A 13,328-nucleotide genomic window follows, 5' to 3' on the forward strand; every position below is an offset into this window, starting at 1 on the left:
CGTTTTCGTTGCGGGCGCCGGGTACTTCAGGCGCTGAGCGCTTCGAGCACCCGCAGTTCGGGGATCTCGCGCCCGCGCTGGCAGTACGCCGGCTCGTGGTCGACCAGATGCTTGGCGTTGGGGCACTGCAGCAGCATGTAGTTGGCGTCCAGGTTGAGCTTCTCCACCAGGAAATCGACGAAGGCGCGCACCTTGGGCGAGACCATGCCGCCGCCGGCGAACACCGCGCTGAAGTCGTAGTCCGGTCCGGTCCAGCCGGCCAGCACGCGGCGCAGCATGCCCGACTCGATGAAGGGCTTGGCCATCACGTCGCTGCTGAGCATCAGCCCTTCGCCGGCCACCAGCATCGAGTTCAGGGCCGAGGTGTCGTTGGCGACCAGCAGCGGGTTGACCGGGAATTCCTGCATCTGCCCGCCGTCCTCGGCCAGCGACCAGACGAAGCGGTTGTTCTGGCTCTGGTGCTGTTTTCGCACCGCCAGCGTGCGGTGGTACTGCAGTTCGTCCGGATGGCGCGGCTCGCCGTGGCGCTGGATGTAGGCCGGACTGGCGAAGACCTGCGTGCGCAGGCTGCCGAGCTTGCGCGCGATCAGGTTGGAATCGGGCAGGGTGCCGATGCGCAGCGCGAGGTCGGTTTCGCCGGAGATCAGGTCGAGCATCTCGTTGCCGAGGTGCATGTCCACGCGGATTTCCGGGTACTGCGCCTGGAACTGGCCCAGCAGGGGCGCGATCCAGTTGATGCCCACCGCATATGGCACGGTGAAGCGCAGCCAGCCGCGCGGCCCGGACTGCAACTGGCTGACCGCGCTCTCGGCCTGTTCGAGTTCGCGGGCGATGCGCTGGCAGTGGTCGTAGTAGACCGTGCCGGCCTCGGTCAGCCCAAGCCGGCGCGTGGTCCGGTGCAGCAGGCGTGCGCCGAGCCGTTCTTCCAGTTCCTGCACCTTGCGGCTGACGGTGGTCTTGGGCTGCCCGAGCAGGCGCGCGGCGGCGGTGAAGCTGCCCTGTTCGACCACCTTGACGAAGATCAGGGTGTCGTTGAGATCGTTGGCCATGGGAGAGGGATCCTGCGGCAGCGGGATTGTGCCGGCGACGGGACGATTATTCCCTTCAATTCGTACTAATCAAGTATTGATTAGGGGCGTAACTTGGCCGCCTCCGCCCAGAACGGATCTGCAGCCATGCGCCTGCGCCACCTTCCCGCCTTCCTGCCGACGCGCCGCGTACCAGCGTTTTCCAGAGCCGACCGCCGCGCCAGGCGGGACAACGGCTTGAATCCACTGCACTTCGCCGCGTTGCGGGGAGCGCGCACGCCAGCGGTGACGAGCGGATTGCTCGCCGCGTTTCCACGACTGGCTGCCTGCCTCGGCATGGCGTTTGTCCCGCTTGCGGGAGAAAAATTTCCGTGGGCGGGACAGTGAACCTGCAGGAGCAGCCGACCCTTGGGTGGGTTTTCCCGGCGCCTGCGCGGATGCGCACGCCGTCGCCCGGTTCCGGCGTCCGTTTCCTCCGACTGCTGACAGCGGCTGTCAGCAGCACCTCCGCACACTGCTGGACGCACCCGGCTCCCGTCCGGTCCGCGACCGCCCCGCCGCACCTCTTCCCCCTCTTGGATGCATGACATGAAAGGTATCTCCAGCCCCTCCCGTATCGCACGACGCCTTGCCCTGACAGGCATGTCGGCGCTGGCCATCGCCATCCTCGCCGCGTGCAGCGGCGGCTACGCGCAGGAAGCCGGCGCGCCGCCGGCACCGGAAGTCAGCGCCGCGCCGGTGCTGGTCAAGCAGGTCAGCCAGTGGGACGAGTTCAGCGGCCGCGTCGAAGCGGTGCAGAGCGTGGAACTGCGCCCGCGCGTGTCCGGCTACATCGACAAGGTCAATTACACCGAAGGCCAGGAGGTGAAGAAGGGCGACGTGCTGTTCACCATCGACGCGCGCAGCTACCAGGCCGAGTACGACCGTGCCCGCGCCGAACTGGCACGGGCCCGTACCCAGGCCGCGCTCGCGCACAGCGAGTCCGAGCGTGCGCGCCGCCTGGCCGAGCAGCAGGCCATCGCCGCCGAGACCGCCGAGCAGCGCCGTGCCGCCGCCGAGCAGTCCGGTGCGGCGGTGCAGGCGGCGCAGGCCGCACTGGATGCGGCCCGCCTCAACCTGGAATTCACCCGCGTGCGCGCACCCATCGACGGCCGCGCCGGCCGCGCGATGGTCACCGCCGGCAACCTGGTCACCGCCGGCGACAGCGCCAGCGTGCTGACCACGCTGGTGTCGCTGGACACCGTGCACGTGTACTTCGACGCCGACGAAAGCACTTTCCTGCGCTACGCGCGGATGGCGCGCACCGGCGAGCGCCCGAGCGAGCGCGATGAGGCGCTGCCGGTGAAGGTGGCATTGAGCGGCGAGGAAGGCTTCCCGCACGAGGGCAAGGTCGATTTCCTCGACAACCAGGTCGCCCGCAGCACCGGCACCATCCGCGTGCGTGCGCTGCTGGACAACCGCGACCGCCAGTTCACGCCGGGCCTGTTCGCGCGCGTGCGCCTGCTCGGCAGCGGCGAATTCGACGCGCTGCTGATCGACGACAAGGCGGTGCTGACCGACCAGGACCGCAAGTACGTGTACGTGGTCGACAAGGATGGCAAGGCGCAGCGCCGCGATGTCGATCTGGGCCGCAGCGCCGAGGGCCTGCGCATCGTCGAGGCCGGGCTGGCGCCGGGCGACAAGGTGATCGTCGACGGCGTGCAGAAGGTATTCATGCCGGGCATGCCGGTGCAGGCCCGGGCGGTGGCGATGCAGCGCGCGCCGGCAGTGGCGGCCGGCGCCGGCCGCGATGCCACCGCGTTGAACTGAGCCCCGTTTCCGCCTGACGCCGGCCCCGGGCCGGTCGCGTTGCCTTCGCCCGCAAGGGCGAGGGCGGGGCGGCTGCATGCCGGCGCCGGCCATTCCAAGGACTTCCCTGATGGATTTTTCCCGTTTCTTCATCGACAGGCCGATCTTCGCGGCGGTGCTGTCGATCGTGATCTTCGCCGCCGGCCTGATCTCGATCCCGATCCTGCCGATCGGCGAGTATCCGGACGTGGTGCCGCCCTCGGTGGTGGTGCGCACGGTGTATCCGGGCGCCAACCCCAAGGTCATCGCCGAGACCGTCGCCACGCCGCTGGAGGAGGCGATCAACGGCGTCGAGGGCATGATGTACCTCAAGTCGGTGGCCGGCTCGGACGGCGTGCTGCAGATGACCGTCACCTTCCGCCCGGGCACCGACCCGGACGCGGCGGCGGTGAAGGTGCAGAACCGCGTGGCGCAGGCGCAGGCGCGCCTGCCCGAGGACGTGCGCCGGCAGGGCGTGACCACGCAGAAGCAGTCGCCGACCTTCCTGATGGTGGTGCACCTGACCTCGCCGGGCGGCAAGTACGACACCCTGTACCTGCGCAACTACGCGCGCCTGCACGTCAAGGACGCGCTGGCGCGCATCCCCGGCGTGGGCGATGCGCAGATATTCGGCGGCGGCGACTACGCCATGCGCGCCTGGCTCGACCCGGACAAGGTCGCCTCACGCGGGCTGACCGCCAGCGACGTGGTGCGCGCCATGCGCGAGCAGAACGTGCAGGTCTCGGCCGGCCAGCTCGGCGCCGAACCGCTGCCCGACAGCCAGTTCCTGACCCTGATCAACGCCCAGGGCCGGCTGAAGAGCGAGCAGGAATTCGGCGATATCGTGCTCAAGAGCGGCGCCGATGGCGAGATCGTGCGCCTGTCCGACGTCGCCCGCCTGGAGCTGGGCGCCGGCGACTACACCCTGCGCTCGCAGCTGGACGGCAAGAACGCGGTGGGCATCGGCATCTTCCAGGCGCCGGGTGCGAACGCGCTGGAAATCCGCGACGCGGTCATCGGCAGCATGGACGCGATGCAGAAGACCTTCCCGGCCGACGTGAAGTACGAGGCGGTGTACGACACCACCATCTTCGTGCGCGATTCGATCAAGGCCGTGGTTTCCACCCTGCTGGAGGCCATCACCCTGGTGGTGCTGGTGGTGATCCTGTTCCTGCAGACCTGGCGTGCCTCGATCATTCCGCTGATCGCGGTGCCGGTGTCGGTGGTGGGCACCTTCGCCGCACTGTACCTGCTGGGCTTCTCTATCAACACGCTGAGCCTGTTCGGCCTGGTGCTGGCGATCGGCATCGTGGTCGATGACGCGATCGTGGTGGTGGAGAACGTCGAGCGCAACATCGAGGAAGGCCTGTCGCCGACCGCCGCGGCGCACCAGGCCATGCGCGAGGTGTCCGGGCCGATCATCGCCATTGCCCTGGTGCTGTGCGCGGTGTTCGTGCCGATGGCGTTCCTGTCCGGCGTCACCGGCCAGTTCTACAAGCAGTTCGCGGTGACCATCGCCATCTCCACGGTGATCTCGGCGATCAACTCGCTGACCCTGTCGCCGGCGCTGGCAGCGCGCCTGCTCAAGGCCCATGGCGCGCCGAAGGATGGCCCGAGCCGCCTGATCGAGCGCCTGTTCGGCTGGGTGTTCCGCCCGTTCAACCGCTTCTTCAAATCCAGTTCGGAGAAGTACGAGCGTGGCGTGGCCCGCATCCTTGGCCGTCGCGGCGCGGTGTTCGTGGTGTACGCCGTGCTGCTGTTCGGCACTGGCGTGATCTTCAAACTGGTGCCGCCGGGCTTCATCCCGACCCAGGACAAGCTGTACCTGATCGCCGGCGTGAAGCTGCCTGAGGGTTCCTCGATCGCGCGCACCGACGCCATGTTGCGCAAGGTGGCGAAGATCGCCCAGGAAACCGACGGCGTGGCCCACACCATCTCGTTCCCCGGCCTGAACGCGCTGCAGTTCACCAATACGCCCAACACCGGCGTGGCCTTCATCCCGCTCAAGCCGTTCAACGAGCGCCATGGCCGCACCGCCGCGCAGATCAACGCCGAGATCAACCAGAAGATCGCCGGCCTGCAGGAGGGCTTCGCGTTCGCGATGATGCCGCCGCCGATCCTCGGCCTGGGCAACGGCAACGGCTACCAGATGTTCATCGAGGACCGCGGCAACCTGGGTTACGGCGCGCTGCAGAACGCGGTGCAGGCCATGCAGGGCGCGGTAGCGCAGACGCCGGGCATGGCGTTCCCGATCACCAGCTACCAGGCCAACGTGCCGCAGCTGGACGCGGAAGTGGACCGGGTGAAGGCCAAGGCGCAGGGCGTGCAGCTGACCGAGCTGTTCGACACGCTGCAGACCTACCTGGGGTCGGCCTACGTCAACGACTTCAACCAGTTCGGCCGTACCTGGCAGGTGATCGCCCAGGCCGACGGCCCGTTCCGCGAGAGCGTGGAGGACATCGCCAAGCTGCGTACCCGCAACGACCGTGGCGAGATGGTGCCGATCGGCTCGATGGTGACCATCAGGGAAACCTATGGCCCGGACCCGGTGCTGCGCTTCAACGGCTACCCGGCGGCCGACCTGGCCGGCGAGGCCGATCCACGCCTGTTGTCCTCGGCCGAAGCGATGCACAGGCTGACCGAAATCGCCGGCAAGGTACTGCCGGTGGGCATGACCACCGAGTGGACCGACCTGAGCTACCAGCAGGCCACCCAGGGCAAGGCCGCCTTCATCGTGTTCCCGGTGGCGATCCTGCTGGCCTTCCTGGTGCTGGCGGCGCTGTACGAGAGCTGGTCGCTGCCGCTGGCGGTGATCCTGATCGTGCCGATGACCCTGCTGTCGGCGCTGTTCGGCGTGTGGCTGACCGGTGGCGACAACAACGTGTTCGTGCAGGTCGGCCTGGTGGTGCTGATGGGCCTGGCGTGCAAGAACGCGATCCTGATCGTCGAGTTCGCCCGCGAACTGGAAATGGGCGGCAAGGGCATCGTCGAATCTGCGCTGGAAGCCTGCCGCCTGCGCCTGCGCCCGATCGTGATGACCTCCATCGCCTTCATCGCCGGCACCGTGCCACTGGTGCTGTCGCATGGCGCGGGCGCCGAGGTGCGCTCGGTCACCGGCATCACCGTGTTCGCCGGCATGCTCGGCGTGACCCTGTTCGGCCTGTTCCTGACGCCGGTGTTCTACGTGGCCCTGCGCAAGTTCGTCACCCGCAACGGTGGCGGCCAGCTGGTGCGGCACGGCGAGCCGACCCTCCATCACTGACACGCAATGCCGCCGGTCGATGGCCGGCGGCCGCTGCTCCCATCGAGGCATGAATCCATGAATACCCATCACGACAGAATCGCGCTGGTCACCGGCGCCACCCGCGGCATCGGGGCCGAGACCGTGCGCCAGCTGGCCCACGCCGGCGTGCACACGCTGCTGGCCGGGCGCCGGCGCGAAACCACGGTGGAACTGGCGCTGAAGCTGCAGGCCGAGGGCCTGCCGGTGGAGGCGCTGCAGCTGGACGTGACCGACGCGGCCAGCATCGCCGCCGCCGTGCGCGAGGTAGAACAGCGCCATGGCCGGCTGGACATCCTGGTCAACAACGCCGGTGTGCTGCTGGAAGATCCGGCGCTGCCGCCGTCGGAACAGTCGCTGGAGGTCTGGCACCGCACCTTCGATACCAATGTGCACGCACTGGTGGCTGTCACCCAGGCTTTCCTGCCACTGCTCAGGCGGTCCGGCGCGGGGCGCATCGTCAACGTCTCCAGCATTCTCGCCTCGCAGACCCTGCACGCCGATCCTGGTTCGGGCATCTACGATTTCAAGATCCCGGCCTACAACGCCTCCAAGGCGGCGGTGAACAGCTGGACCCTGTCGCTGGCGTACGAACTGCGCGATACGCCGATCAGGGTCAACACCGTGCATCCGGGCTACGTGAGGACCGACATGAATGGCGGGCTGGGGGAAATCGACGTCGCCGACGGCGCGCGCTCCAGCGTGCAGATGGCGCTGGTCGGCGATGAAGGCCCGAACGGCAGCTTCACTTACCTCGGCGAGGTGCTGCCATGGTGAGGCACGCGCTGGCCGCTGCGCTCTCCGGCCTGCTGCTGGCCGGCTGCGTCACCGTCGGCCCGGATTACAAGGCGCCGGCGCAGGTGCCTGTCGCGCTGCAGGGCGCGGTCGCGCCGGTATACAACGCGCAGTCGCCGGTGGCCAGCTGGTGGGCGCAGTTCGACGATCCGGTGCTCGAACAGCTGATGCATGCGGCGTTGTCGGACAACCTCGACCTGAAGGTGGCGCTGGCGCGCGTGCGCCAGGCGCGCGCAGTGTTCATCGAAAGCCGCCTGGACCAGGCGCCGCACGTCACCGCGACCGGCAGCCAGGACCGGCGCCTGCAGCCCGACCCGGCGCAGGGCGGCGCGCGTGTCTCCAGCGAGACCTGGCAGCTCGGTTTCGACGCCGGTTGGGAGCTGGACCTGTTCGGCCGCCAGCGCCGTGCCGCCGAGGCGGCACGCGCCGATCTGGATGCGGAGTGGGCCAACCTGGTCGATGCGCAGGTGCTGGTGGCTGCCGAAGTCGCGCGCAACTATTTCGAGCTGCGCGGCACGCAGAAGCGCATCGCCGTGGCCGAGCGCACCCTGCTCAACCTGCGCGACACGCAGGCGCTGACCGAGACCCGCTGGGAACTGGGTGCGGGCAGCGAACTGGACGTGCAGAGCAGCCGCGCGCGGCTGAAGGCGATCGAGGCCGACATCCCCTTGCTGGAGATGGCGCAGACGCAGTCGCGGCACCGGCTGGCGGTCCTGCTGGGGCAGCGTCCGGGTACGCTGGATACACTGCTGCAGCCGCGCGAGGTGCCGGCGTTCGCCAGGGCCTTGCCGCTGGGCGACACCACCGGCCTGCTGCGGCGGCGCGCCGACGTGCGTGCGGCCGAGCGCCGCCTCGCCGCGGCCACCGCGCGGGTGGGCGTGGCCACCGCCGACCTGTTCCCGCGGTTGTCGCTGACCGGCTTCGTCGGTTTCCTCGGCGGCGATGCCGGCGGCCTGGTCAACGGTGCCAACAAGGCCTGGTCGCTGACGCCATCGTTGAGCTGGGCCGCGTTCGACTTCGGCAGCGTGCGCGCGCGGCTGCGCGCCAGCCGCGCGCAGGCCGACGGCGTGGCGGCCGAGTACGAGAAGACGGTGCTGCTGGCGCTGGAGGACGCGGAGAATGCGCTGGCGCGCTATTCCAGGCAGCAGGCACGGCTGGCGATCATCGCCGAACAGGCGCAGGCGGCGCGGCGTGCCGAATCGCTGGCGCAGGTCCGCTACCGCGAAGGATCGGAGGACTTCCTTGCGCTGCTGGATGCGCAGCGCAACCAGCTGGCAGCCGACGACGCGCTCGCCGCCGCCGAGGCCACGGTGAATGTCAGCGTGGTCGGCGTCTACAAGGCCTTGGGGGGCTGGGGGCAGGCGTCGGCATCGGCGCCGTCGGTTGCGGTGGTCGATACGCACTGAGTTGTCGGGTGGATGCGGGGCTCGCCCCGCATGGGCTTTCCCGGACGAAAAAGGCGGCCAGGTGGCCGCCTCTTCCGTTTTCCATCGGTGCAGCCGGTGCGGATCAGGCCGCGTCGGCCTGCTCGCGGCGCGGGCCTTCGGCCAGTGCACGGCCGACCATGTCCACCAGCAGGTCCAACTCGGCCTCGTCCATGCCGAAATGCGGGGTGAAGCGCAGCGAGTTCTCGCCGCCGTGGATCACGTTGACGCCGTGCATGCGCAGCCATTCCTCGGTGGAATTGGCGCCATAGCACTTGAACTGCGGGGCCAGTTCGCAGGAGAACAGCAGGCCGGTGCCCTGTACCTTGGTGATCAGGCCGCCCAGCTTCGCCTTGAGCGCTTCCAGCTTCTGCACCGCCTGCTCGCCACGGGCGCGGATGTTCTGGCGTACCTCGGGGGTAAGGCGGGCGAGCGTGGCGCAGGCCACGTCCAGCGCGCGCGGGTTGGTGGTCATGGTGTTGCCGTACACGCCCTTGCGGTACAGCTGGGCGGCATGTGCGGTCACGGCCAGTACCGACAGCGGGAACTGCGCGCCGTTCAACGCCTTGGAGTAGGTCTCCATGTCCGGCGGGTCCAGGGTTTCATAGCCCGGGTAATCGACGAACGACACGGTGCCGTGCGCGCGCAGCGAGGCCTGGATGGAGTCGATCAGCAGCAGGCTGCCATGGTCACGGGTCAGTTCGCGCGCCAGCTTGTAGAAGCTTGCCGGGACCGCGCGGCCCGGGTCGCCTTCGCCCATCACCGGCTCCAGGAACACGGCTTCGACGAACCAGTTGTTGGCCTTGGCATCGTCGAACACCTTGCGCAGCGCGGCCTCGTCGTAAGGGGCGATGGCGATGACGCTGTCCTCGCCGCGGTAGCTGGCCAGGAAGCGGTCGTAGGTCTTGCGGGTCGAATCCGAGTACAGCGCCGGGCGGTCGGTACGGCCGTGGAAGCTGCCCTTGATGACCACGCGCTTGACCGTGGCGCCGGCGTGGGGGGCACCCGGATCGGTCTGCAGCTTGGCGTTGATGTCGGCGATGCGGGCGGCCAGGCCGACCGCCTCGGAGCCAGAGTTCAGGCACATGAAGTGCGAGAACGGACAGCCGCCGCGGGTGTGGCCGATCTCGTTGCGCAGCGCCTGCACGAAGCGGCGCTGGGACAGGCTCGGGGTCATGATGTTGGCCATCACCTGCGGCTTGGCGGCGGCAGCCAGCACGTCGGCCGGGGTATGGCCGAAGCCGAGCATGCCGTAGCCGCCGGCGTCATACAGCACCGCGCCCTTGAGCGAGACCACCCACGGGCCGCAGGCGGCGAGGGCGATGTATGGCACCACCGCATCGTCGGCGTAGAAATTGACGAAGCCGGCCTGCATCGCGGCGATCTGGTCCTTCTCGTCCAGGTCCAGCAGGTCGGCGACCTCGTCCTTGATGCGGGCATATTCGCTGGCCGCCGCCGCGATGGCGCCGGACAGATCGGGATGGGCGGCGGCCAGGCGTTCGACGGCAGCGTCGTCCAGCCCGGTGGTCAGGCGGGTGCCGGCGTGCGCGCGGAGCGCGGCGAGAGGGCCGAGTACGGTCATGCTCATCTCCAGAAAGGTTTTGTACAGTCATTATCTGGAGATTCTGGTCATATGGCAGCTGTCATTCCGTCGAAAATCGGGTTAATTTCGTCGAATCGACGAAAATGGTCCGCGATGTGAAGATTTCTCCCGCCGACGAACGCCTGCTTTCCGTGCTGCGCGAGGACGCCCGGGCCTCCACCGCGCAGATCGCGCGCCGGCTCGGTCTGTCGCGCACCACGGTGCAGAGCCGCATCGACCGGCTCGAGCAGCAGGGGGTGATCGCCGGCTACACCGTGCGCACCCATGAGGACTACGAGCAGGGCCAGGTGCGCGCGCACGTGCTGATCACGGTGTCGCCGCGCAGGATGCCGGCCGTGGTCAAGGCGCTGCGCGAGATCCCGGAGGTGCGCAGCCTGCATTCGGTCAGCGGCGCGCACGACTTGGTGGCGATGGTGGTGGTGGGCGGGGTCGGCGAGATGGACGTGGTCACCGACGCCATCGGCGTGATCGACGGGGTCGAGCGCACCACCAGCGCGATCATCCTGTCGACCAAGTTCGAGCGCTGACCTCCGGCTGCTGTTCGTGCGGGGGCGCGTGCGCGGGTGCCGGTACAATGGCCGGCTCCCCCGCCCGATGTTCCGGCCTTGAAGAAGTCCGATTTCCACTACGACCTGCCCGAAGAGCTGATCGCCCAGGCGCCGCTGGCCGAGCGCTCCGCCAGCCGCCTGCTGGTGGTGCCACCGGCGCCGGCCGCCTATGACGACCGCCATGTGCGTGACCTGCCGGACCTGCTGCAGCCCGGCGACCTGCTGGTGTTCAACGATACCCGGGTGATCCCGGCGCGGCTGTTCGGGCAGAAGGCCACCGGCGGCCGGGTCGAGATCCTGATCGAGCGCCTGCTCGGCGGCCAGCAGGCCCGCGCCCAGATCGGCGCCAGCAAGTCGCCCAAGCCCGGCAGCCGCATCCAGCTCGACGCTGGTGGCGAGGCCGAGGTGCTCGGCCGCGACGGCGAGTTCTACGTGCTGCGCTTCGATCTCCCCGAGCCGCTGGAATCCTGGCTGGTGCACGAAGGCCGGCTGCCGCTGCCGCCGTACATCCACCGCGAACCGGGCGCCGACGACCGCGAGCGCTACCAGACCGTGTTCGCGCGCCAGGTCGGCGCGGTGGCCGCGCCGACCGCGGGCCTGCATTTCGATGAGGCGCTGCTGGAGCGGTTGCGTGCGCGCGGCGTGCGCTTCGGCCACATCACCCTGCACGTGGGAGCGGGCACCTTCCAGCCGGTGCGGGTGGACGACCTGTCCCACCATGTGATGCACCGCGAATGGCTCAATGTCGGCGCCGAACTGGTGCAGCAGGTGCGCCAGACCCGCGCCGCCGGTGGCCGCGTGATCGGCGTCGGCACCACCGTGGTGCGCGCCCTTGAAAGTGCCTGGCGTAAAAGCGAGGCGATGCCCGAGGGCGAACTGCATCCGTTCGCCGGCGAGACGCAGATCTTCATCACTCCGGGCTACCGCATCCGCAGCGTCGACGCGATGGTCACCAACTTCCACCTGCCGGAAAGCACCCTGCTGATGATGATCTCCGCCTTCGCCGGCAAGAAGCGGGTGTTCGATGCCTACGCGCACGCAATCGCCGCGCGCTACCGGTTCTTCAGCTACGGCGACGCGATGCTGCTGTTCCCGAAGTCCGACGCCTGATTCCGCCTTTACCTGCGCCGCCGTCGCCGATCCGCGACAATGGCGGCATACCGATCGAAACAAGCCCCATGTCCAGACTGCAGTTCACCCTCCAGACCACCGACGGCAACGCGCGCCGCGGCCAGCTGTCTTTCCCGCGCGGCACGGTGCAGACCCCTGCGTTCATGCCGGTGGGCACCTATGGTTCGGTGAAGGGCGTGCTGCCCGAGCAGGTCCGCGCGCTCGGCGCCGAGATCATCCTCGGCAACACCTTCCACCTGTACCTGCGCCCGGGCCTTGACGTGATCGCCGACCATGGCGGCCTGCACGGTTTCTGCCGCTGGAACGGGCCGATCCTGACCGATTCGGGTGGCTTCCAGGTGTTCTCGCTGGCGCACCGGCGCAAGATCACCGAGCAGGGCGTCACCTTCGCCTCGCCGACCGACGGCGCCCGCGTGTTCCTGGGGCCGGAGGAGAGCATGAAGATCCAGAAGGTGCTCGATTCGGACATCGTGATGATCTTCGACGAGTGCACGCCGTATCCGGCCACCGAGGACGTGGCGCGCAGATCGATGGAACTGAGCCTGCGCTGGGCCAGGCGCTCGCGCGACGCGCACGATGCGATGGACAACGATGCGGCGTTGTTCGGCATCGTCCAGGGTGGCGTGCATGTCGACCTGCGCAGCCGTTCGGCCGAAGGCCTGCAGCAGATCGGCTTCGACGGCTACGCCATCGGCGGGTTGGCGGTGGGCGAGCCCGAGCACGAGCGCAACGCCATGCTCGAGCACATGCATCCGATCCTGCCGGCCGACCGCCCGCGTTACCTGATGGGCGTGGGCCGTCCGGAGGATCTGGTCGAGGGCGTGGCCCGCGGCGTGGACATGTTCGATTGCGTCATGCCGACCCGCAACGCGCGCAATGGCCACTACTTCACCTCGTTCGGCACGGTGCGCATCCGCAACGCCCGCTACGAGCGCGACATGGACACGATCGAACCGGGCTGCGGCTGCCACGCCTGCAGCAGCGGCTATACCCGCGCCTACCTGCGCCACCTGGACCGCTGCAACGAGATGCTGGCGCCGATGCTCGGCACCCTGCACAACCTGTATTACTACGAGAAGCTGATGGCCGACATGCGCGCGGCCATCGAGGCGGGAACCTTCCTGGCGTTCCGCCAGTCCTTCTATGCGGCCCGGGGCACGACCGCCCCGGCGCTCTGACCCGGCCGGGGAGGCCGCGGGGCAGGGCGGGCTTGCAATGGAGCCGGGCCGCCCCTATGGCATACTTCCCCGCTTGAATCCGTTTCGCGGCGCCGGCTCCGGCGGGCGCTGCCCAACAGTTAAGGACACACGATGAACCCGATGGCTATCCTGCTTCCCGTCGCCCAGGCCGCTCCGGCCGCCCCGGGAATGGGCACTTTCCTGCTGCCGATCGCCCTGATCGCGGTCATGTACTTCCTGATGATCCGCCCACAGATGAAGCGCCAGAAGGAACACAAGGCGATGCTGGAGAAGATCTCCAAGGGCGACGAAGTGCTGACCAACGGCGGCATCGCCGGCGTGGTGACCGACATCGGCGACAACTTCATCACCGTCGAAGTGGCCGACAACGTCCGCATCCGCGTGCAGAAGGGCGCCATCGGCAACGTGCTGCCCAAGGGCACGCTGAAGTCCGCGGCCTGAGCCCGAGTTTCCCTTCCGTCATGACGCGGCGCCGGGACAGGCGTCGCGCAGG

Annotated in this window: 11 protein-coding genes; 9 read left to right on the forward strand and 2 right to left on the reverse strand. The window is 68.7% G+C overall.

What is annotated here, in order from left to right; genetic code table 11:
- Positions 1 to 26 precede the first annotated feature (26 nt).
- A complete protein-coding gene (locus AC1DGW_RS03520; protein ID WP_478019426.1) occupies positions 27 to 1,049 on the reverse strand; it encodes a LysR family transcriptional regulator in 1,023 nt (340 codons plus the stop codon).
- A 126-nt stretch (positions 1,050 to 1,175) separates the two neighbouring features.
- Between AC1DGW_RS03520 and AC1DGW_RS03525 the strand changes: the two genes are divergently transcribed.
- From AC1DGW_RS03525 to AC1DGW_RS03545, 5 genes are all read left to right on the forward strand, one after another.
- On the forward strand, positions 1,176 to 1,415 hold the full coding sequence (locus AC1DGW_RS03525) for a hypothetical protein (RefSeq protein WP_478019428.1): 240 nt from the start codon (positions 1,176 to 1,178) through the stop codon (positions 1,413 to 1,415).
- A gap of 201 nt (positions 1,416 to 1,616) precedes the next feature.
- The gene (locus tag AC1DGW_RS03530) at positions 1,617 to 2,837 is read left to right on the forward strand and encodes an efflux RND transporter periplasmic adaptor subunit (protein ID WP_478019430.1); all 1,221 of its coding nucleotides are present in this window, start codon (positions 1,617 to 1,619) and stop codon (positions 2,835 to 2,837) included.
- A gap of 109 nt (positions 2,838 to 2,946) precedes the next feature.
- The gene (locus AC1DGW_RS03535) at positions 2,947 to 6,117 is read left to right on the forward strand and encodes an efflux RND transporter permease subunit (RefSeq protein WP_478019432.1); all 3,171 of its coding nucleotides are present in this window, start codon (positions 2,947 to 2,949) and stop codon (positions 6,115 to 6,117) included.
- 57 nt (positions 6,118 to 6,174) lie between these two features.
- Entirely contained in the window at positions 6,175 to 6,912 is a 738-nt protein-coding gene (locus AC1DGW_RS03540; protein ID WP_478019434.1) for an SDR family oxidoreductase, read from the forward strand.
- Entirely contained in the window at positions 6,906 to 8,336 is a 1,431-nt protein-coding gene (locus AC1DGW_RS03545; RefSeq protein ID WP_478019436.1) for an efflux transporter outer membrane subunit, read from the forward strand. The genes AC1DGW_RS03540 and AC1DGW_RS03545 overlap by 7 nt, the downstream gene beginning before the upstream one ends.
- A 103-nt stretch (positions 8,337 to 8,439) precedes the next feature.
- Here AC1DGW_RS03545 and AC1DGW_RS03550 read toward each other — a convergent pair whose 3' ends face one another.
- Positions 8,440 to 9,936, reverse strand: coding sequence for an aminotransferase class III-fold pyridoxal phosphate-dependent enzyme (locus AC1DGW_RS03550; RefSeq protein WP_478019438.1), 1,497 nt, complete (start codon positions 9,934 to 9,936; stop codon positions 8,440 to 8,442).
- A gap of 116 nt (positions 9,937 to 10,052) precedes the next feature.
- On the opposite strand from AC1DGW_RS03550, the gene AC1DGW_RS03555 reads away from it, so the two are divergent.
- The 4 genes from AC1DGW_RS03555 (at position 10,053) to yajC (ending at position 13,276) form a co-directional block, all read left to right on the forward strand.
- The gene (locus AC1DGW_RS03555; RefSeq protein WP_456119211.1) at positions 10,053 to 10,484 is read left to right on the forward strand and encodes an Lrp/AsnC family transcriptional regulator; all 432 of its coding nucleotides are present in this window, start codon (positions 10,053 to 10,055) and stop codon (positions 10,482 to 10,484) included.
- 78 nt (positions 10,485 to 10,562) lie between these two features.
- Positions 10,563 to 11,615, forward strand: coding sequence for a tRNA preQ1(34) S-adenosylmethionine ribosyltransferase-isomerase QueA (gene queA, locus AC1DGW_RS03560; protein WP_478019442.1), 1,053 nt, complete (start codon positions 10,563 to 10,565; stop codon positions 11,613 to 11,615).
- Positions 11,616 to 11,683: 68 nt separating this feature from the next.
- Positions 11,684 to 12,814 carry a tRNA guanosine(34) transglycosylase Tgt gene (gene tgt, locus AC1DGW_RS03565; protein ID WP_478019444.1) on the forward strand — a complete coding sequence of 377 codons (1,131 nt, stop codon included), beginning with the start codon at positions 11,684 to 11,686 and terminating at the stop codon, positions 12,812 to 12,814.
- Between the two features lie 132 nt (positions 12,815 to 12,946).
- Positions 12,947 to 13,276 carry a preprotein translocase subunit YajC gene (gene yajC / locus AC1DGW_RS03570; RefSeq protein WP_054665275.1) on the forward strand — a complete coding sequence of 110 codons (330 nt, stop codon included), beginning with the start codon at positions 12,947 to 12,949 and terminating at the stop codon, positions 13,274 to 13,276.
- Positions 13,277 to 13,328: the final 52 nt, after the last annotated feature.

The organism is Stenotrophomonas sp. 05N423, from assembly GCF_056397145.1.